The sequence below is a fragment of the Microbacterium sp. RG1 genome (assembly GCF_005347485.1).
In the GTDB taxonomy this organism is placed as follows: domain Bacteria; phylum Actinomycetota; class Actinomycetes; order Actinomycetales; family Microbacteriaceae; genus Microbacterium; species Microbacterium binotii_A.
On sequence record NZ_CP034121.1, the window covers coordinates 1,356,856 to 1,374,803 of the forward strand.

Annotated in this window: 20 protein-coding genes; 7 read left to right on the plus strand and 13 right to left on the minus strand. The window is 70.4% G+C overall.

Going from position 1 to position 17,948, the window contains the following annotated elements; genetic code table 11:
- The first annotated feature begins 71 nt into the window (after positions 1 to 71).
- Positions 72 to 1,571 carry an MDR family MFS transporter gene (locus EHF32_RS06530; protein ID WP_137417432.1) on the plus strand — a complete coding sequence of 500 codons (1,500 nt, stop codon included), beginning with the start codon at positions 72 to 74 and terminating at the stop codon, positions 1,569 to 1,571.
- A gap of 20 nt (positions 1,572 to 1,591) precedes the next feature.
- Here EHF32_RS06530 and EHF32_RS16135 read toward each other — a convergent pair whose 3' ends face one another.
- Positions 1,592 to 1,714 (minus strand): hypothetical protein, encoded by a 123-nt coding sequence (locus tag EHF32_RS16135; protein ID WP_267955138.1) that lies wholly within the window; start codon positions 1,712 to 1,714, stop codon positions 1,592 to 1,594.
- A 420-nt stretch (positions 1,715 to 2,134) separates the two neighbouring features.
- Here EHF32_RS16135 and EHF32_RS06540 point away from each other — a divergent pair, with 420 nt between their 5' ends.
- On the plus strand, positions 2,135 to 2,668 hold the full coding sequence (locus tag EHF32_RS06540; protein ID WP_137417433.1) for a gluconokinase: 534 nt from the start codon (positions 2,135 to 2,137) through the stop codon (positions 2,666 to 2,668).
- Here the strand turns inward: EHF32_RS06540 and EHF32_RS06545 are convergent.
- From EHF32_RS06545 to EHF32_RS06560, 4 genes are all read right to left on the minus strand, one after another.
- The gene (locus EHF32_RS06545; protein ID WP_137419147.1) at positions 2,644 to 3,435 is read right to left on the minus strand and encodes an SDR family NAD(P)-dependent oxidoreductase; all 792 of its coding nucleotides are present in this window, start codon (positions 3,433 to 3,435) and stop codon (positions 2,644 to 2,646) included. The two genes, EHF32_RS06540 and EHF32_RS06545, sit on opposite strands and share 25 nt — an antisense overlap.
- A 119-nt stretch (positions 3,436 to 3,554) precedes the next feature.
- A complete protein-coding gene (locus EHF32_RS06550) occupies positions 3,555 to 3,854 on the minus strand; it encodes a DUF6510 family protein (RefSeq protein ID WP_137417434.1) in 300 nt (99 codons plus the stop codon).
- Complete coding sequence (locus EHF32_RS06555) at positions 3,854 to 4,576, minus strand: FAD-binding oxidoreductase (RefSeq protein ID WP_238343812.1); 723 nt, start codon at positions 4,574 to 4,576, stop codon at positions 3,854 to 3,856. Before EHF32_RS06555 ends, EHF32_RS06550 begins: the two co-directional genes overlap by 1 nt.
- Positions 4,573 to 5,166, minus strand: coding sequence for a sulfite oxidase-like oxidoreductase (locus EHF32_RS06560; RefSeq protein WP_137417436.1), 594 nt, complete (start codon positions 5,164 to 5,166; stop codon positions 4,573 to 4,575). The genes EHF32_RS06555 and EHF32_RS06560 overlap by 4 nt, the downstream gene beginning before the upstream one ends.
- Before the next feature lie 208 nt (positions 5,167 to 5,374).
- Between EHF32_RS06560 and EHF32_RS06565 the strand changes: the two genes are divergently transcribed.
- Positions 5,375 to 6,589, plus strand: coding sequence for an MFS transporter (locus EHF32_RS06565; protein WP_137417437.1), 1,215 nt, complete (start codon positions 5,375 to 5,377; stop codon positions 6,587 to 6,589).
- Complete coding sequence (locus tag EHF32_RS06570) at positions 6,586 to 6,936, plus strand: UBP-type zinc finger domain-containing protein (RefSeq protein ID WP_137417438.1); 351 nt, start codon at positions 6,586 to 6,588, stop codon at positions 6,934 to 6,936. Before EHF32_RS06565 ends, EHF32_RS06570 begins: the two co-directional genes overlap by 4 nt.
- Positions 6,937 to 6,954: 18 nt before the next feature.
- Here the strand turns inward: EHF32_RS06570 and EHF32_RS06575 are convergent, their stop codons facing one another.
- The 3 genes from EHF32_RS06575 to EHF32_RS06585 all read right to left on the minus strand — a co-directional run bounded on the left by EHF32_RS06575 (position 6,955) and on the right by EHF32_RS06585 (position 9,900).
- Positions 6,955 to 7,566: an alpha/beta fold hydrolase gene (locus EHF32_RS06575; protein WP_238343813.1), complete on the minus strand. Its 612-nt coding sequence runs from the start codon at positions 7,564 to 7,566 to the stop codon at positions 6,955 to 6,957.
- Positions 7,567 to 7,803: 237 nt separating this feature from the next.
- Entirely contained in the window at positions 7,804 to 8,964 is a 1,161-nt protein-coding gene (locus EHF32_RS06580) for a helix-turn-helix domain-containing protein (protein WP_137417439.1), read from the minus strand.
- Between the two features lie 81 nt (positions 8,965 to 9,045).
- A complete protein-coding gene (locus EHF32_RS06585) occupies positions 9,046 to 9,900 on the minus strand; it encodes a helix-turn-helix transcriptional regulator (RefSeq protein ID WP_137417440.1) in 855 nt (284 codons plus the stop codon).
- A gap of 190 nt (positions 9,901 to 10,090) precedes the next feature.
- Between EHF32_RS06585 and EHF32_RS06590 the strand changes: the two genes are divergently transcribed.
- Together EHF32_RS06590 and EHF32_RS06595 are read left to right on the plus strand one after the other, a co-directional pair.
- Positions 10,091 to 11,140: a Dyp-type peroxidase gene (locus tag EHF32_RS06590; protein ID WP_137417441.1), complete on the plus strand. Its 1,050-nt coding sequence runs from the start codon at positions 10,091 to 10,093 to the stop codon at positions 11,138 to 11,140.
- A gap of 17 nt (positions 11,141 to 11,157) precedes the next feature.
- Complete coding sequence (locus EHF32_RS06595) at positions 11,158 to 11,958, plus strand: family 1 encapsulin nanocompartment shell protein (RefSeq protein ID WP_137417442.1); 801 nt, start codon at positions 11,158 to 11,160, stop codon at positions 11,956 to 11,958.
- A gap of 5 nt (positions 11,959 to 11,963) precedes the next feature.
- Here EHF32_RS06595 and EHF32_RS06600 read toward each other — a convergent pair whose 3' ends face one another.
- The 3 genes from EHF32_RS06600 to EHF32_RS06610 are packed head-to-tail and all read right to left on the minus strand — an operon-like array spanning position 11,964 to position 14,842.
- The gene (locus EHF32_RS06600; RefSeq protein WP_137417443.1) at positions 11,964 to 12,551 is read right to left on the minus strand and encodes a TetR/AcrR family transcriptional regulator; all 588 of its coding nucleotides are present in this window, start codon (positions 12,549 to 12,551) and stop codon (positions 11,964 to 11,966) included.
- A gap of 36 nt (positions 12,552 to 12,587) precedes the next feature.
- Positions 12,588 to 14,255, minus strand: a complete 1,668-nt coding sequence (locus tag EHF32_RS06605) for an ABC1 kinase family protein (RefSeq protein WP_238343814.1) — start codon at positions 14,253 to 14,255, stop codon at positions 12,588 to 12,590.
- Between the two features lie 41 nt (positions 14,256 to 14,296).
- Entirely contained in the window at positions 14,297 to 14,842 is a 546-nt protein-coding gene (locus tag EHF32_RS06610; protein WP_137417445.1) for a PadR family transcriptional regulator, read from the minus strand.
- Positions 14,843 to 14,982: 140 nt separating this feature from the next.
- On the opposite strand from EHF32_RS06610, the gene EHF32_RS06615 reads away from it, so the two are divergent.
- Entirely contained in the window at positions 14,983 to 15,624 is a 642-nt protein-coding gene (locus tag EHF32_RS06615; RefSeq protein ID WP_137417446.1) for a hypothetical protein, read from the plus strand.
- Positions 15,625 to 15,643: 19 nt separating this feature from the next.
- Here EHF32_RS06615 and EHF32_RS06620 read toward each other — a convergent pair whose 3' ends face one another.
- Together EHF32_RS06620 and EHF32_RS06625 are read right to left on the minus strand one after the other, a co-directional pair.
- Positions 15,644 to 17,032 carry an HNH endonuclease signature motif containing protein gene (locus EHF32_RS06620; protein WP_137417447.1) on the minus strand — a complete coding sequence of 463 codons (1,389 nt, stop codon included), beginning with the start codon at positions 17,030 to 17,032 and terminating at the stop codon, positions 15,644 to 15,646.
- 40 nt (positions 17,033 to 17,072) lie between these two features.
- On the minus strand, positions 17,073 to 17,909 hold the full coding sequence (locus EHF32_RS06625) for a helix-turn-helix transcriptional regulator (protein ID WP_137417448.1): 837 nt from the start codon (positions 17,907 to 17,909) through the stop codon (positions 17,073 to 17,075).
- Positions 17,910 to 17,948 lie beyond the last annotated feature (39 nt).

Below are 17,948 nucleotides of genomic sequence, written 5' to 3' on the forward strand. Positions count from 1 at the left end.
GCCGCGTTGTCAGATTCGCTCGCCACTTCCGGCGGCCGTCCCCATCCCTTTTCGCTTCCGAGGAGACGACCATGCACGCCGAATCCGTCCAGACCGGTTCCGTGGCCACCACGACCGACCCCGCACCCGCCGTCCGCTCCGGCGAGAACCGCATCATCTGGCTGCTGCTCGTGGCCGCTTTCGTCGCGATCCTCAACGAGACGACGATGGGCGTGGCGATCCCCCACCTCATCACCGACCTCGGCATCACCGCCGTGCTCGCGCAGTGGTTGACGACCGCCTTCATGCTCACGATGGCCGTCGTGATCCCGATCACCGGCTTCCTCCTGCAGCGGCTGACGACTCGTGCCGTGTTCATGACGGCGATGTCGCTGTTCTCGTTCGGCACCCTGATCGCCGTGCTCGCCCCGGGCTTCGAGGTGCTCCTCGTCGCACGCGTCGTGCAGGCGTCCGGCACCGCGATCATGATGCCGTTGCTCATGACCACGCTCATGACGATCGTCGCCCCCGCGGCGCGCGGTCGGATGATGGGGCGCGTGAGCATCGTGATGGCCCTCGCGCCGGCGATCGGTCCGACCATGTCGGGCTTCGTGCTGGAGAACCTCGGCTGGCGCTGGATCTTCGCGATCGTGCTGCCGATCGCCCTCGTCTCGCTCGCCATCGGAGCGCGGTGGATCTCGAACGTCGGCACCCAGACGCACGCGCGCATCGATGTGCTGTCGGTCGTGCTCTCGGCCTTCGGCTTCGGCGGCGTCGTGTTCGGCCTCAGCCAGATCGGCGGCGGCTCGCACGGCGGCTCGGCGGATTCGGCCGCGACCGCCTCGTCGACGACGCTCATCATCTCGCTGGTCGTCGGCGTGCTGGCGCTTGGGGCGTTCGTGTGGCGCCAGTTCGTCCTGCAGCGTGAGGACCGTGCGCTGCTGGATCTGCGCGTGTTCCGCTTCACGAACTTCACCATCTCGGTGGCGCACTTCGCGGTGCTGTCGCTCGCCTTCTTCGGCACCATCACCGTGCTCCCGCTGTTCGCGCAGAACGGGATGAACCTCAGCCCGCTCGTCACGGGTTTGATCGTGCTGCCCGGCTCACTCGCGATGGGCCTCGCGGGCCCGCTCATCGGCCGTATCTACGACCGCTGGGGCACCCGCGTGCTGCTGCTGCCCGGATCGATCCTGACCGTGTCGCTGCTCTGGGTGTTCACGACGCTGTCGGAGACGACCCCGATCTGGGAGCTCGTGGTCACGCAGACGCTGCTCTCGGTGGGTCTCGCCATGTCGTTCACGCCCCTGTTCACCGCGTCGCTCGGTTCACTGGCGCCGCGCTTCTACTCGTACGGCAGCGCCATCGTCAGCACGGTTCAGCAGGTGGCGGGTGCGGCCGGTATCGCCGTCATGATCACGATCATGAACGCGGGGTTCGTCGCCAACGAGGCATCCGGTGACGCTGCCGCGTGGGCGGCGGGTGCGCGCAGCGCCTTCATGTTCGCCGCGATCGTGGCGATCCCGACCATCATCGGCGCGCTGCTCATCCGCAAGCCCGCCGATTCGATCGACGCTCCGCCCGCGGGGCACTGACGCAGGCGAGTCCGTGAGGGTCAGTCGATGCTGCAGGAGCCGCCGCCGCAGCAGCCGAAGGACTCCTCCGGGCTCGGCTGGCCGTTCTCATCCTCGGCGGGACGGACGTTCAGCAGCTGGATCGGCGAGGGCTTCGTGGACATGACGACCATGCTACGTCCGCTCGGCGCCCCTGTCGCCCCCGTGATGGCGTGAACACCGCTCTCGCATCGTGGTGCCTCAGCCGCCACCGGGGCGCCGTCTGCACGAGACCCCGCGGCCACGCCGGTCTGCACAACCGGTCCGGCACGTCGCGGATGTGGTCGGACCGGGAGGCGGACGCGCCGTTGTGCTCCGGCTCAGGGGCGCCGGCCACTCCCGCACCGCGCCTTGCCGATGGATTTCCGCACGGCGCGGCTCTCTGCGGGGCCTGCTGGGGCTTCGTCCCGCTCGACGACGGCGTACTCGCGCCGCACGACGCCTTCCGCGGCGCCGCCGATTCAGCTGAGGCCGACCGGCGCGGCGTGTGGTTCAACGCCCACGGCTGGTGAGGGGCTCTCCGCGGCGGCCATAGGCTCGAGCGTATGAGCGAAGCAGGACGGATGCGGATCGTCGTCATGGGCGTCTCGGGCGCAGGGAAGTCGACGGTCGCTCTCGCCCTGGCCGCGCGTCTCGGCGGCGTCTACCTCGACGCCGACGATCTGCACGACGATGCGGCGCGGGCCAAGATGGCCGCGGGTGTGCCGCTGACCGACGAGGATCGCGCACCGTGGCTCGGACGCGTCGGTCTCGCCTTCGGCACGGCGGGCGAGAAGGGTCCCGTCGTCATCGCCTGCTCGGCGCTGCGCCGCCGGTATCGCGATCTGATCCGCGCCGAGGCCACGGCGCCGATCTTCTTCGCCGCACTGGAACTCGACGAGGCCACCCTCGGGAAGCGGATGGCGGCACGCACCGATCACTTCATGCCGGTCGCCCTGCTCGCCTCGCAGCTCGACACGCTCGAGCCGCTCGAGACCGACGAGTGGGGTGTGACGGTCTCGACGCGCGACAGCGTACCGGAGGTGGTCGCGCGGATCGTCGCGGCCCTTCCCGCTCAGGGGACGATCGAGTCCACGTAGCCGCCGTCGACGCGCACCGCCGCGCCGGTCGTCGCCGATGCGAGCGGCGAGGCGAGGTAGACGACCATGTTGGCGATCTCGCTCGGCTCGATGAGCCGCCCCAGCAGCGACTGCGGCCGCGCCGTACGCATGAACTCGCGCTGCGCGTCGTCCCACGGCAGGTCCCGCCCGACGACCTGCGCCACGAACTCCTCCACGCCGGGAGTGTGCGTGGGTCCGGCGATGACGGCGTTCACCGTGACGCCCGTTCCCGCGGCCGCCTTGGCGAATCCGCGTGAGGCTCCGAGCACCGCGGTCTTCGAGGTGCCGTAGTGGATCATCTCGGCGGGGATGACGACGGCCGAATCGCTCGCGATGTTCAGCACGCGACCCCAGCCCCGCCGGATCATCTGCGGCAGCAGCTCGCGCGTCAGGCGCACCCCGGAGAGCACATTCGTCTCGAAGAAGCGCCGCCACGCGGCGTCGTCGATCTCCAGCGCCTCGGCGGCCTCGAAGATCCCCAGGTTGTTCACGAGCACATCGACGCGTCCTGCCTCCGCCACCAGTGTCGCCGCCCCGGCTTCATCGGCGGCGTCGGCCACGATGCCGCGCGCCGCGTCTTCGACCTGCGCATTGATCTCGGCCACGGCGCGGGCGACGGAGTCCTCGCTGCGACCGTTCACGATGACCTCCGCGCCCGCCTCGGCCAAGCGCAGCGCGATCGCGAAGCCGATCCCCGCCGACGACGCGGTCACCAGCGCCGTCTTGCCCGTCAGGTCGATGGACACCATTCCGGTTCGTTCGAGTCGCATGCTCTCTCCCTCGTCTCGGCCGTCGTTCGGCGTCGGATGCGGGCGACGCTACCCGCCGTCTCCGACGCCTGTCCCCGACAGGAGTCGAGCAACGCTCAGACGGTGGACGTGGTGGAGATGGATCCCCCGGCGGCGCGCACCTCGATGCCGCCGTCGCGGCGGAGGATGGTCGCGAAGGTGCGTGTGCAGCCCCGGCAGCGCACGATGGCGGCCGCCGCATCCATCTCCACGGACCATTCGGCGAGGGCGGCACTGCGACCGCAATGACCGCAGGTCAGCACGAGGAGGGCGGGGTCGAGACCGGCGAAGGCGTCCAGCATGCCGGCGAGCGCGTTGCCGTCGACGCGCTGGGCGACGCGGCGCGGGTCGGGGCGGACGTGCGGCGTGCTGTCCATCAGGATCCTCCGAACCTCTCTGTCTTCACGCGCGCGGGGTCGTGTCCCGCCGCGACCATCGCATCGGCGGCCGCCTCGACGAAGCTCGTCGGGCCGCAGATGAACGTCAGCGGATGCTGCGCCGGCATCCACGTGGCCTGCGCGATGCGCTCGGTATCGAGCCGGCCGACGCGTCCGGGCCATCCCGTGGGCGCCTGGCGGGTGTAGGCCCAGGTCACATCCGGGCCGGCCGCACCCAGCCGTTCGACCTCGTCCCGGTACAACGCGTCGGCCGCCGTGCGCACCGAGTACAGGAGCCGGAACGGCGCGCCCGCGCCGGACGCTGCCCGCGCGCGCGCCATCGCGAGCAGCGGCACGATGCCCGAGCCGCCCGCGATGAGCTGCACGGGTGACGGGTCGGTGTCATCCCACACGAAGTAGGCCCCGAGGGGCCCCTTCACCTCGAGCGCGTCGCCCGGCTCGGCGACACGGACGAGGTAGGGCGACACCTCCCCCTCGGGGATCTCGTCGACCGCGATCTCGACGCTCTCCCCCGGTCCGAAGGAGGCGATCGAGTACGAGCGCTCCGCCTGGTAGCCGTCGGGCGCCGTGAGACGGATGTCGAGATGCTGTCCCGGGGCATTGCCCGGCCACCCGGGAACGGCCAGCGTCAGCACGCGGCCGTGCGCGGTGTCGGGGACGGCCGCGGCGACCCGCGCGGCGAGCCAGTCGCTGGTTCTCACCAGTAGCGTTCCTCTGTCCACGGGTCGCCGTGCAGGTTGTAGCCGTTCTGCTCCCAGAATCCCGGGTCGTCGTGCTTCTGCATGCTGATCCCGCGCACCCATTTGGCGCTCTTCCAGAAGTACAGGTGCGGTACCAGCAGACGCGCAGGGCCACCGTGCTCGGGATCGAGGGGCTTGCCGTCGAACGAGTAGGCGATCCATGCCTTCCCGCCGCGCAGGTCGGCCATGGGTACGTTCGTCGTGTAGCCGCCGTACGAGTGGGCCATGGCGTACTCGTACGAGGTGTCGATGCCGGCGAACAGCGTGTCGATCGAGACGCCGCGCCATGTCGTGTCGAGCTTGGACCACCGCGTCACACAGTGGATGTCGGTGTGGACCTCCTCGGCCGGCAGCGCGAGGAACTCGGACCAGCTCCAGGAGGTGACCGCACCCGACTCGGTGCGGATCGAGAACGACCACTCGCTCTCCGGGACGCGCGGGGTGGGCCCCGCCGACAGGACGGGGAAGTCTGCCGTGAGGTACTGACCGGGTGGGAGTCTCGGGTCGGACTCCCGCCGCCGCCCGCCGAATCCGCGTGTGAACTCCGCCATGACCGTCTCCGTCTCGTCGTTGGCTCAGGCTAGCGCCGCCGCCCGCGGCGCAAAACCCTCTTCGCCCATCGAAGTCTGCCCGGTTCCGCCGACGCCGCACGGCACCCGTGTCGAGGCGATGCTCGACACGGGTCGCACCCCGCGTGTCCGCCCGGCCCTAGCCTGTGAGGGATGTGGCCGTGCACGCGGGCGGCCGGGGAGGCGGAGCATGTCGCAGGTACGCAGCACCGGTCGGAAGGTGTCCCACGGGGCCGGGTTCTGGATCGTGGCGATCGCTTTCCTGCTGGTGATGGCGTACTCGACCGTGCCGACCCCGCTGTATCCGCTGTATCAGGAGCTCGATCACTTCCCCGTGTCGATCGTCACGGTGATCTTCGCGGCGTACGCCGTCGGCGTCGTCTTCAGCCTCTTCTTCCTCGGGCATATCAGCGACTGGACCGGTCGGCGACGGATGCTCGTGATCGCCGTGCTCGTGTCCGCGGTCTCTGCGGTCATGTTCCTCGCCGTCATGAGCGTGCCGGGCCTGATCGCCGCCCGACTGGTCAACGGTGTCAGCGTCGGGATCCTCACCGCCACGGCGACAGCCCACCTCGGGGAGCTGCGCCAGGCGGCCCGACCCGACGAGAACGCGATCGTCGCGGCATCCGTCGCGGGGGCCGCCAATATCGGCGGCCTCGCACTGGGGCCGCTCATCGGCGGGTTGTTCGCCGAGTTCCTGCCGGATCCGCTCGTGCTCCCCCACGCGGTCTTCCTGGTGGTGCTGCTGCTCGCGGCGGTCGCTCTGCTCGCCGTCCCCGAGACCGTGGCGGCGCCGGAGCCGCGCCCCGCGTACCGCCCCCAGCGCCTGGCGGCGCCGCCCGCATCCCGCCGGATCTTCATCGCCGCGGGTTTCGGCGCCTTCGCCGGCTTCGCTCTGTTCGGCCTGTTCACTTCCCTTGCCCCGACCTTCCTCGCCGGAACCTTCGATCAGCACGATCACCTCGTCGCCGGCGCGACGACGTTCTCTGTGTTCGGTGCGGCGGCCGCGGCGCAGGTGCTGCTCGCCCGCGTGCCCGTGCGCGTGCAGCTGGGGATCGCCCGGCTGGCGTGCGCGGTGGGACTCGTGCTGGTCGCCGCGGGCGCCGTCCTGCCGAATCTGGCACTCTTCCTGGTCGGCGGCGTCGTGTCGGGCGTGGGCGTAGGCCTGTTGTTCAAGGCGTCGATCGCAACCGCGTCGGCCCTGGCGGATCCGTCACGCCGCGGCGAGACGCTCGCGCTCATCTTCCTGATCGCCTACTGCGGACTGGCGCTTCCGGTTCTCGCCGTCGGCGTCTTCCTGACCTTCGTCGACCAGACGGTGGTCCTCCTGATCTTCGCAGCGCTGGTCTTCATCGCCACGGTGGTGGCTGCCACGATGATGCGAGCGAGAAAGGCACAGGCATGAACGATTCGACTCAGATCAGAGCTGATGTGCCGCCCAGCGGCACGGGATGCGTCGAGTGCGAGCAGACGGACAGCTGGTGGCTGCATCTGCGCCGTTGCGCCGCCTGCGGCCACGTGGGGTGCTGTGACGATTCTCTCGGCAAGCACGCCACGGCCCACTGGCGCGCCACCGGGCATCGCATCATCCAGAGCTTCGAGCCTGGCGAGGAGTGGTTCTGGGACTACGAATCCGAGACGATGGCGACCGGTCCCGAGCTCGCGCCCGCGCATTCCCATCCCATGTCGCAGCCCGCGCCCGGCCCCGCCGATCGGGTACCCGCCGACTGGCAGTCGCTGCTGCGGGACTGATCGGCCCGCGCACCGTGTTCAGGTGAGGTTCGCCGCCACACGCACGATGAGAGCGGCGATCTCCGCCGGATGCGTGTGCATGAGCAGGTGCGAGCCCTCGAGTTCGAGGATCTGGCGAGCCCCCGCGCGCTCGTGCGCCCAGCGCAGAGCGTCGGGGTTGACCACCCGGTCGGCCAGGCCGATCACACCCCACGCCGGAGTCGACCGCCACGCCGCTGCCTGAGCCCGCTCGCTGAGGACCGCGGCATCGAGCGGACGCTGGGTCACGGCGAGCACGTCGGCTTCGTCGTCGGGCAGGCCCGCGGCGGCGAGGAAGGCGAACTCTTTCTCGTCCACCGAGATGTCACGGCGCGTGCCGTCGCCGAGCTCGGGGTAGGCGACCTCGCGGAAGAACTCGACCGCAGGCGCCACGGGGAAACGCGCGTGGATCTCCGCCGCGCTTTCGCCCTCATCCAGCACGTACCCGCTCACGAAGACCACAGCCGCGACGTTCTCACTGCGGCCTGCCACTCCGACCACCGTTGCGCCGTAGGAGTGGCCGACGAGCACGACGGGACCGGGGATGCGGGAGACGAACGCGCTGACGTAGTCGGCATCGTCAGCCAGGCTGCGGTTGGAGATGGCGGGCACCCGCACCTCGAAGCCGGCGCCCTGGAGCCGCAACGCGACGGGGCGACCAGCTCGCCCCGTCCGCGAATGCGCCGTGCACCAGCACGACCGTCGGCATCTGGGCCACCACGATCACCTCGTCTCGCATCTGATGGCTTCGACGCTAGACGTGCACGGGTCGCGAGAGCTGCGACCGGGTGTCCCCTCTTGTCTCGACGACTGTCGTAGCGTCCGAGGTTCGGACCACCGCGCCTGCCGTCAGATCCTCCCCGAGTGCTCCCAGTAAGCGGCGAGTTTCAGCGCGAGATGCAGCGTGCTGCGCGACAGGCCGTCGTCGAGCGCCTGGCGCACCGGCTCCGGCATGTTCTCGAGCCGGTAGTAGAGCGTTGTGCGGTGGATGTGCAGCACATCGCAGACCTCTCGCACGCGGCCCGCACCGTCGAGGAACGCCTCGATCGTCTGCCGACGCAGCGGGTCGGTGTCGTTCAGCAGCACGTGCGCCGCCGGCGAGAATCGGGCGAGCCGGCTCGGGTCGGCGATGATGTCGGAGATCAGCAACCAGGGTCCGATCTCCTCCGCCGCGGCCCGTCCTCCCAGCGAGGGAAGCACCTCCGCGACCGCCGCGGCGGCGATCGCCCGATCGGCGACCTCGCGCAGGTCGTTGTCCTCGCGCGTGAGGCTGGCGGAGCCGATGGCGCGAAGGAGCACGTCCGCCGCGGCCGTCTCGGCGGCGATCGCCGCATCCGTCGCGTCGGTGTCGGACGCGTGCCCGAGAAAGAGCAGCGAGGCGCCGTCCTCCCCCAAGAACGTGAGGCGCACCCCGGGAAGGCTCTCCAGCGCCCGCCCGAGCGCCGCCCTCTGCACCACGCCGGTGTCGTAGCCGACCGCGACCGCGCGCACGACGCTGCCGGGTCCCCGTTCCACGCCGTAGGAACGTACCGCCGCCGTCAGGGCATCCCGGCGGGCGAGCACGTCCGCAGCGAGCAGATCGCGCATGACGGCGGTGCGTACCGACACCGTCGCCGTGCGCGAGTGGGTGATCAACAGGTCGCGTGAGACCGCGACGGCCGCGTCGATCGCGCGGTAGTCGTGCTCGCTGAGGGCAGGCATCCCTCCCGTGATGAGCCACAGGACGCCCACCGGTTCGTCGTCGGCCCAGATCGGGATGGCGAGCCGTTCCCGGGCGCTGAAGCGCGTCAGGTCGATCGTGAGCGGTCGGCGTGACTGCAGCAGGCGCAGGCTCTCCAGATACGCCCGCTCCTGCGGGGCGGTCTGGCGGCGAAGAAGGGCTCGCGCGCGGACCTCGTCGATCTCGTCGCCCTGCGCGGATGCCGCGACCGGACGGTAGGCGAGGTCGTTGATGACAACCGAGCGTCCGAGGGTCTCCGCCAGCTCGTCGACGACGTCTTGGAGGTTCATCGCGGAGAGCCCGCTTGGACAGGGGAAGACGCGGGGGGATACGTCATGGGTGCTCCTTCGTGAGGATCGACACCCGGAACGCTACCGAGGGGGTTGCAGGGGTTGGGAGGCCCCGGTAGTACCACTTTCCGCCGCAGTCAACCGCTCGACGAGCCGTGAGAAGACGGTGGCCGCCAGTGACTGCGGCGGCGCCGCCATGACGGTCATGATGTAGCCCGGAAGGGAGCGCACGCTGAAGTTCTGGATCTCGACGTCGAGGGTCCCGAGACCTTCGACGATGATCGAGATCTGCGCGTCCTCCGGCCCCGACACGTCGTGACGTTCCCAGATGCGCACGAAGTCCTCGTCCTGTGAGAGCTCCTCGATGATCTCCTTCAAGCGGGGCGAATCCGGGTCCGCGTCGCGGCGGAGGGTGGCGACGGCCGCCCTGGTCATCGACTCCCACTGATCGAGCGTGCGTTTCATCCGATCGTTGAAGAGGTTGATGACGACGTTCTGCCCGGCCGCCAGTCCGCCGAACCCGAACGCTGCGGCGAGCGGATTGGCCACGACGACGTCGCGGTGACGGTCCGACATGTACGCGGGTGTGTGCGTCCACTGCGCCAGCACGCGAGCGATCTGGGCCGCGACCGCCGCGTCCTCCGGCGCCGGCAGAGCAGGCGCGCCTGCGGCGAGGCGTCCGAGGTACGCGCGGGACTCCGCATCCAGCCCCAGGACGCCCGCGAGCGCGCGCAGCACCTGGTCGGAGGGGCGAGCACCGCGCCCCTGTTCGAGGCGGAGGTAGTACTCCGCGCTGATGCCGGCGAGCTGGGCGACCTCGTCGCGACGCAGCCCGGGTACACGCCGGCCGGGGGCGCGCTCCAGGCCCACCTCTTCGGGTTGGCGCACGTTGCGACGGGCGCGCAGATAGTCGCCCAGTGCGCGTTCTCGTTCCATGGATCTTCCTCCCCGCAGAGAAGAATGTACGTGATGGAGCGGGCGCTCCACATCCCCGGGGCGACTCCGCCGCCGACGGGGATCTCGCCGTGTGTCGGGCGGACGTTCGTCGGGAGTCGGAGCGCTCCCACGCCGCGCGACGCCATACTGACGATGACGGTGCTCCCCTGGGCCGTCGGAAGGGAACCCGATGGCAGAGAACGTGCGCCGCGCCGATCCCTCCTCGTTCGTCCCGGGAGCCGTGCAGCAGTTCGGCTCGCCGCTGTCGACGCATGCCGTGTTCCTGGTGCTGCGTGTGACTGGCGGAGCAGAGGCTCTCGAGCGCGTGCGCGGAGTCCTCGCGGACCTCTCGGGCTCGATCAAGGCGGTCGCCTTCCGGGACCCCTCTGCGACGCTCACCTGCACCGTGGGCATCGGGAGCGAGATCTGGCCGCGGCTTGTGGGCACACCGCGTCCCTCGCAGCTTCGACCGTTCGCGCCGATCGTCGGCGAGGCGCACACGGCACCGGCGACGGCGGGCGACCTGCTCTTCCACATCCGCGCCGATCGCGCCGACATCTGCTTCGAGTTCGAGCGGCAACTCATGGATGCGCTCGGCGACACCGTGACGACCGAGGACGAGACGGCCTGTTTCCGATACTTCGACCGACGGGATGTGCTCGGATTCGTCGACGGCACGGCCAACCCGGTCGGCGAGGACATCGCCGACACCGTGCTCGTCGGTGACGAGGATCCCGCCCACGCCGGCGGCACGTACATCGTGACGCAGAAGTACCTGCATCCCCTCTCCGCCTGGCGCGCGCTGCCGACCGAGGCGCAGGAGGCGATCATGGGGCGGTCGAAGGCGGACAACATCGAGCTCGACGATGCGACCACCGGCCAGAAGGCGCACAAGACGCTGGCGACCATCGTCGACGACGAGGGCGTCGAGCACGACATCCTCCGCGACAACATGCCGTTCGGTCGCCCCGGCGCCGCCGAGTTCGGCACCTACTTCATCGGATGCTGTCGCGATCTCTGGGTGATCCAGCGGATGCTCGAGCGCATGTTCATCGGCGACCCGCCCGGACTGCACGACCGATTGCTCGACTTCTCCTCCGCGGTGACAGGCAGCGTGTTCTTCGCGCCGCGTCCCGACGTGCTGGACGGACTCGACGACCCGACGCAGTCGACCCCCGCCACACCTCAGCCCCCCGCGCCCGCCGCGGACTCTTCGCTCGGCATCGGCGGGCGCTTCTGACGATCGGAAGGACTCTCATGGATCACCTCTATCGCGGCCTCGCGCCCATCACCGACGCGACCTGGGACACGCTGGACGATGAGGCGCGCACCCGACTGCAGCCGGCCCTCGGCGCCCGGCGGCTGGTCGATTTCGTGGGCCCACTCGGCTGGCAACACTCCGCGACCACCCTGGGCCGCGTCGGCACGGGCTTCTCGACGCCGTTCGCGGGCGTCACCGGCCGTACCCGCCAGGTTCTACCGCTCGCGGAACTGCGCGCGGACTTCGCGCTGTCGCGCAGCGAACTCGACGACGACGCCCGCGGCGCGGTCGACACGGACCTGACTCCCCTGGATGAGGCGGCCGTCGCGCTCGCGAGCGCGGAGAACGCCGCGGTCTTCCACGGCTGGGACGCCGCCGGATTCGTCGGCATCATCCCGTCGTCACCGCATGCGCCGCTGAGCGGCGCCGGAGAGCCGGCCCGGCTCGCTCCCCTGGTGGCCGATGCGATCGCCACACTGTCGGGCGCCGGAGTCGGTGGCCCGTACGGCCTCGCCGTCGACACCGCGACGTGGACCGAGATCTCCGGCGGGAGTGACGCGGGTGGCGCCGTGCTGCAGCGTCACCTGGAACGCATCCTCGGCGGTCCGGTGACCTGGACGCCAGGCATCACAGGTGCGGTCGTGGTGAGCCTGCGCGGCGGCGACTTCATCCTGGAGTCCGGTCAGGACATCTCACTCGGATACACGGCGCACAGCCGCGACGCGGTGGAGCTGTACCTGATCGAGAGCCTGAGCTTCCGCGTCGCGACGCCCGAGGCGGCGATCGCGATCCGCTGATCCGATCAGGCGGCGAGCACTCCCGACGCGGCGAGCGCCACCTGCTCGCTCATGCGAGCGAGCTCCCCCTCGTCGCGGCCGATGCGCCAGAGCTGGATGAGTGACTGGGACAGCGCGACGACGTTGGCCGCCGCGGCGAGCACGTCCTCGTCGGATCGGTCGCGACCGGCCGCCTCTGCCAGAGCATCGGCCATGCGCTGCTCCATCTGGGTGAGCGTGCCGGCCACGATCCGCGCGATCTCCTCGTCGGACCCGAACTCGGCGATCGTGTTCAGCATGAGACAGCCGCGACGGTCGGGGTGTGCCGCACAATCGGCGCGCACGGCGGCGAGGTAGGAACGGACGGTGTCCGCCACGTCCCGCCCCGGAGCGAGGGCGGCGTCGATGAAGTCGAGGCGGCCGGCACAGTAACGCCGGAAGATCACCAGGAACAACGCCCACTTGCTGCCGTACGCCTGGTAGAGACTGCCGTTGGCCACCCCGGTCGCGGCCGAGAGATCGGTCAGAGCGGACCCCCGATAGCCGTTGACCCAGAACTGTTCGGTGACCGCATCGAGGAAGAGCTCTTCGTCGAAAGATCGGGCGCGGGGCATGGCCACCACCGTATCGTGCGTCCGGCGGTGGTCGGTTCAGCGCCTGCCGAACCAACCGGCCAGCACGGCGTGTCCGAGCGGCAGCAGCGAGAGCAGCATGAGGACCGAGCCGAGCACCTCGTCGGATGGACGCAGGAGGACGCCCGCGATGAGGGTGCCGGAGAAGATCACGCCGCTCACCGCCCGCGTCGCCAGCTTCTCGGTTCGCGCGAAGCGTCGTTCGAGACGCGAGAAGTCGACCGTGAGGCGTCCCTCCTCGAGACGCGTGATGAGTGCGTCCGCGCGCCGCGGCAGTCCGGCGGTGATGGCGGCGACCGATGCCACCTCGCCCAGCATGTCGCGCATCAGGTTGCCGCTCTCGGCCCGCAGGAGTTCGGATGCGTAGGGTTCGACCGCATCCCACACGTTGAACTTCGGGTCGAGCGTGCTGCACACCCCCGACGTGATCGACATCGAGCGGATGATGAGCAGGAAGTTCTCGGGCAATTGGAACGGCATCTCCCGGGTGACGTCGCCGAACTGCTCGGCGAACTCCCGGAACTCGCGCGGATCGACATCGCGGAGCTCCGCGAACCCCATGCCGCCGAATCGCGCGAACAGGGTGCTCATGGCGCGTTCGAGCTCCACGGTGTCCGCGTCGGGCAAGAGCACGCCGACTCGGCCGATCCCCTCCACCAGGCGCTTGCTGTCGCGCGCGGCGACGGCGATCAGGAGACCGCGGAGTCCGTCGCGCAGGGTGTCGGGCACCTCCCCCATCATCCCGAAGTCGATGAACGTCAGCCGGAAACCCCCTTCCACGGCGGCGTCCGGTGTGACGAAGACGTTGCCGGGGTGGGGGTCGGCGTGGAAGAACCCGCGACGGAACAGCTGGTCGAACATGACGCGGGCGAACAGGGTCGCCACCGCTGCCGGATCGATGCCCGCCGCGCGGAGGGCGTCCGCATCCGAGATCTTGATGGCGGTGACGTCCGCCAGCGTGAGCACCCGGCGCGTGACGCGCTCCCACACCACGACGGGGGCGTCGACGCGCGGATCCTCGGCGACGTCGGCGGCGAAGCGCTCCGCCCACGCCGCTTCGTGGAGGTAGTCGGTCTCGGCGAGGCTGGTGGCAGCGAACTCCTCGACCAGCGCCGGCGCGTCGACACGCGCCGACACGACGCGGATGCGGCGCAGCCAGCCGCCCACGCGGCGAAGCGCAGCGAGGTCGACCGCCACGATGTCGTCGATGCCGGGACGCTGCACCTTCACCACGACCTCGGCGAACCCGACGTCTTGCGCGAGGGTGTCGTGCAGGCGCGCACGATGCGCCTGTCCGAGGGAGGCTGCGGCGACGGGTGCCGGTTCGAAGCGCGCGTACGCGCGTTCGAGCGGCATCCCCAGCTCCGCCTCTGCGGCGGCGCGGATCGCCGCGAACGGGAGAGGGGGTACCTCGTCCTGCAGGCCCTCGAGCTCCTTCGTGATCTCGGGAGGCAGCACGTCGAGGCGGGAGGACAGGAACTGTCCGACCTTGATCATGAGGCCGCCGAGCTCGAGCGCGAGTGCGTGGAACCGACGAGCCAGCCGCGTCATCCGCTGCGGCTGCCGTCTCATCGCGAGACGCGTCAGGCCCAGGCGTGGCAGGACGAGTTCGAACCACCACACCTGGACGAGGGCGCGCGCGGCGAAGCGGATGATCCGGTTGTAGCGTGCCCGAGTATCGGTCACGACCGGGTCCGCTCCGCCGTCACCTGCCGGCGGCACCGGGTTCAGTCCTCGGCGAGGATCGCGTACAGGCGTCGACGCGTCTCGCCGAGCGCGTCGACCGCCGCCTGCACCTGCTCCGGCGACCCGGTGCGGGCGACCTGAGCGACGACCTGTGCGAGCTCCATGCCGGCCTTCGGCAGCGCCGTCATGCGCCCGCTGTCGCGCATGCCCGGCGCCTCCCAGGGAGCGTCGGACTCGGCGGCCTCCTCCGCCTCGGCGGCACCCGCTTCGGTGAGCGAATACGTCTTGCGCCCGCCCGCTTCCTCGGCGACGATCAGCCCCTCGTCGGCCAGCAGCTGCAGCGTCGGATACACGGAGCCGGCGCTGGGCTTCCACGCACCGCCGCTGCGCTCGGCGATCTCACTGATGATCTGGTAGCCGTGCATCGGCTGCTCTGCGAGGAGAAGCAGGACGGCGGCGCGGACATCGCCGCGGCCGACCCGGAAGCCGACGCGCTTGTCGACCGAGGACCGCATCTGCTCCATGGCGTCCCAGAGACTTCCCGGCAGCCCGCCACCGAATCCTGCACCCGCGAATGGATTGCTCATCGTGACCTCCTCAGATCGTGAACGATATTTCACGATATATCGTTCACGGCAGGGATGTCGCTGTCCTCAGAAGACTCCCAGTGAGACACAAGCCGCCGATTCCCGTTCTACGCGGTGAGCGTCCGGCTAGCGTGGACGACATGAGACGCTCGCTCGCCGTCCTCTCGCTCGCCGCTGCCGCAGCACTGCTCGCCGCCTGCACCGCCACCGCTCCGACCGCCGCACCCGCTCCGAGCGAGACGACGACGGCGACCGCGCCATCCCCCTCGGACAACCGGCTCATCGTCGGCATCCAGGCCGTCGCCTACGCCCACGACGGCGACACCACCGTCGTCTCGTACACCGAGTCGCAGCAGCTGCAGGACCTCCTGCGCTCGATCAGCGATCAGGATCCGAAGCAGGCGACGGTCGATGGCCCTCCCGGATACGACATGCAGATGACGCGCTACGACTACGGCGGGATCTCCCTCCTGTCGGGCTCTGACGGCCGAGCCAGCATCACGGTCGAGACCGCGACCTTCCACGGCGTCCCCGTGACGACGCAGGAGGGCATCGCGGTCGGCTCGACGCGAGCGGACGCGGTGGATGCGGGAGCCCGCGACGGCTACGACCAGAACGGCGACGGCGTCGCGGACTGGCTCGATCTCGGTTCCGTGGAGATCACCGGGACTCAGTCGCTGGTCAACCCCGGATCCGTCGGCATCCAGTTCGTGATGCTCGGCCTCGACGGCGATACGGTGCGCGAGCTCCAGGCACCCGCCAACGACTTCTCGGATCTCTGATCCGCGCGAGCCGAACCGCTCAGAACGGCGGTGCCTCGCCCTCGGGCGCGCCGGACACCCTCCCCACGGATGCGGGGACGAAGCGGGGTGTTCGTCGTTCCGGTTCGACGCGGTAGCGACGACCTCCCGGTGATGTCCAGATGATCACGCCGTCGGGGTGTTGTCGTGTCTGCCAGCCACCGTGGTGCTTGACGGTGTGGTGCCCCTTGCACAGCGGGGTGAGGTTGTCGGCGCGCGTCTCGCCGCCGTGCTCCCACGCCACGGTGTGATCGATCTCGCAGCGAGCGGCGGCCATTCGGCATCCAGGCGCGGTGCAGCGTCCTGCCCGCCACCGCACGAGGCGTTGCAGGTCAGCGGGCGGGCGATACCGCGTGCGCCCCACGGACAGCACGACGCCGGTCTCCGGGTGGGTGAGCACTCGCATCCAGCCGTCCGCGGCTCCGCAGAGGGTTCGCGCGGTGCGGATCGGGATGGGCCCGACGCCGTCGAGCTCGGCCGGCGCGCTCACCGCGGCGTCGTCGTCGAGCAACGACAGCACCGGCACGGTGACGGCGACCGTGGCGCGCACGCCGCGCACCGCCTCGGGATGATCGCTCACCTCTCCGTCGGCCAGCAGGTCGCCGAGCAGATCGGCACGCACCTGATCGAGCGTTCGCGAGGCGAGCGCCCCGTCGATCTCCTCGATCTCGTCACCGACGCTGGTCTCGGCGAGATCGCCGCCGGCGATCTCCGCCCGCTCGGCTGCCAGGAGAGCAGTGCCCATCGCGGTGAGCCGGTGGAAGATCGCCCGAGCCTCGACCGCCGGCAGGTAAGCGGACAGCCACGCCATGCCGTCGCTGTCCGCATCGACCGAGACGCGCCGCATCCGTGCCGCGTCGTCATGGCGCTGCTCGAGCGAAACCGCCCTCGCGCGGTCGACGAGCGCGCGGACCGCCGAGCGGAAGTGCCCGACCGGCATCCGCTCGGCGAGTTCGAGCGCGAGTGTCGCGAGCTCACCGCGCAGCGGCCCCTCTGCCGCATCCACCGCGTCGACCAGGATGCGGGCGTGCTGCTCGGTGATCGCGCCGCGCCCCAGTGCATCGAGCACGCGGTCGTAACGCTCGGTGAGTGCGACCGCCTGCGACACCAATCGCTCGGCCGTCGACTCGGTCACGCGCAGCGCCTGCGAGATCTCGAGCCGGAACGAGCGCTCGGCGATGCCACGGTCTCCCCCGCGCGAGGCCGACTCGACGAGTGCCGCCGACCGCGCCTCGGCGATCGCGACCGCCCGCTGGGCGGCGAACGACGACACGAGCGATGCCATGCCCACGACCTGGTCGATCAGATCGGGCTCATCGAAGCCGGACGGCGGCGCCTCCCACGACCGCGCGATGCGGCGGTCGTCGTCGAAGGTGTCGTCCTCGTCCATACCTTCACGCTAGGCGGGACCTCCGACATCGCGTCCCGACTCAGACCCCCGCGCCGATGACGGACAGAAGCCGCAGCTTCTCCGCGCTCTCCGACCCCGGCGCAGCCGTGTATACGAGGAGGGAGTGCGACTGCGCCGGGTCCAGCAAGGTCTGACATTCGAGCTCCAGCGGCCCGAGCTCGTGATGAACGAAGCGCTTCGTCGATCGCGGGCGCACCCCGACCTCGCCCCGCGACCAGACGTCGCGGAACTCCGGGCTCCGCCCAGCGAGCTCGGTCACCATCCGCGACGCACGGGAGTCAGGACCGCGACGGGCCACGATCTCGCGCAGTCCAGAGGCCCACAGCCGAGAGAGGAACTCGTGTTCATCGGGGTCGTAGAGCCGGCGGGCCGACGGATCGGTGAACCAGCGGTAGCCGATGCTGCGGGCCGAGCCCGCCAGCGATGCCGTGTCTCCGGTGAGGGCGACACCGAGCGGCGTCTGGCGCAGGGTCTCGCCGAGCTCCGTGACGATCTCGGCCGGTGTGTCGGTGAGCCGATCGAGGATCCGCAGCATGCCGGGACTGACGTGTTCGCCCGAGACACCGGCGACCGGAGGGTGGTGGCCCGCCAGGAGGAAGAGGTGGTCGCGCTCGGCGAGCGTGAGGTGCAGACCCTGCGCGATCGCGGCCACCATCTGCGCCGACGGATGCGGACCCGTCGCCCGCTCGAGGCGCGCGTAGTAGTCGGTCGACATGTGGCAGAGCGCTGCGACCTCTTCCCGGCGGAGCCCGGCGGTACGCCTGCGGCTCCCGCGAGCGAGCCCCACGTCGTCGGGCTGCAATGCCTCGCGCCGTCGCCTGAGGAAGGCGGCGAGCGCCTCGCGATCGATCTCCATGCGCCCTTCCTACCGTGATGCGCAGCTCGCAGCCACGGA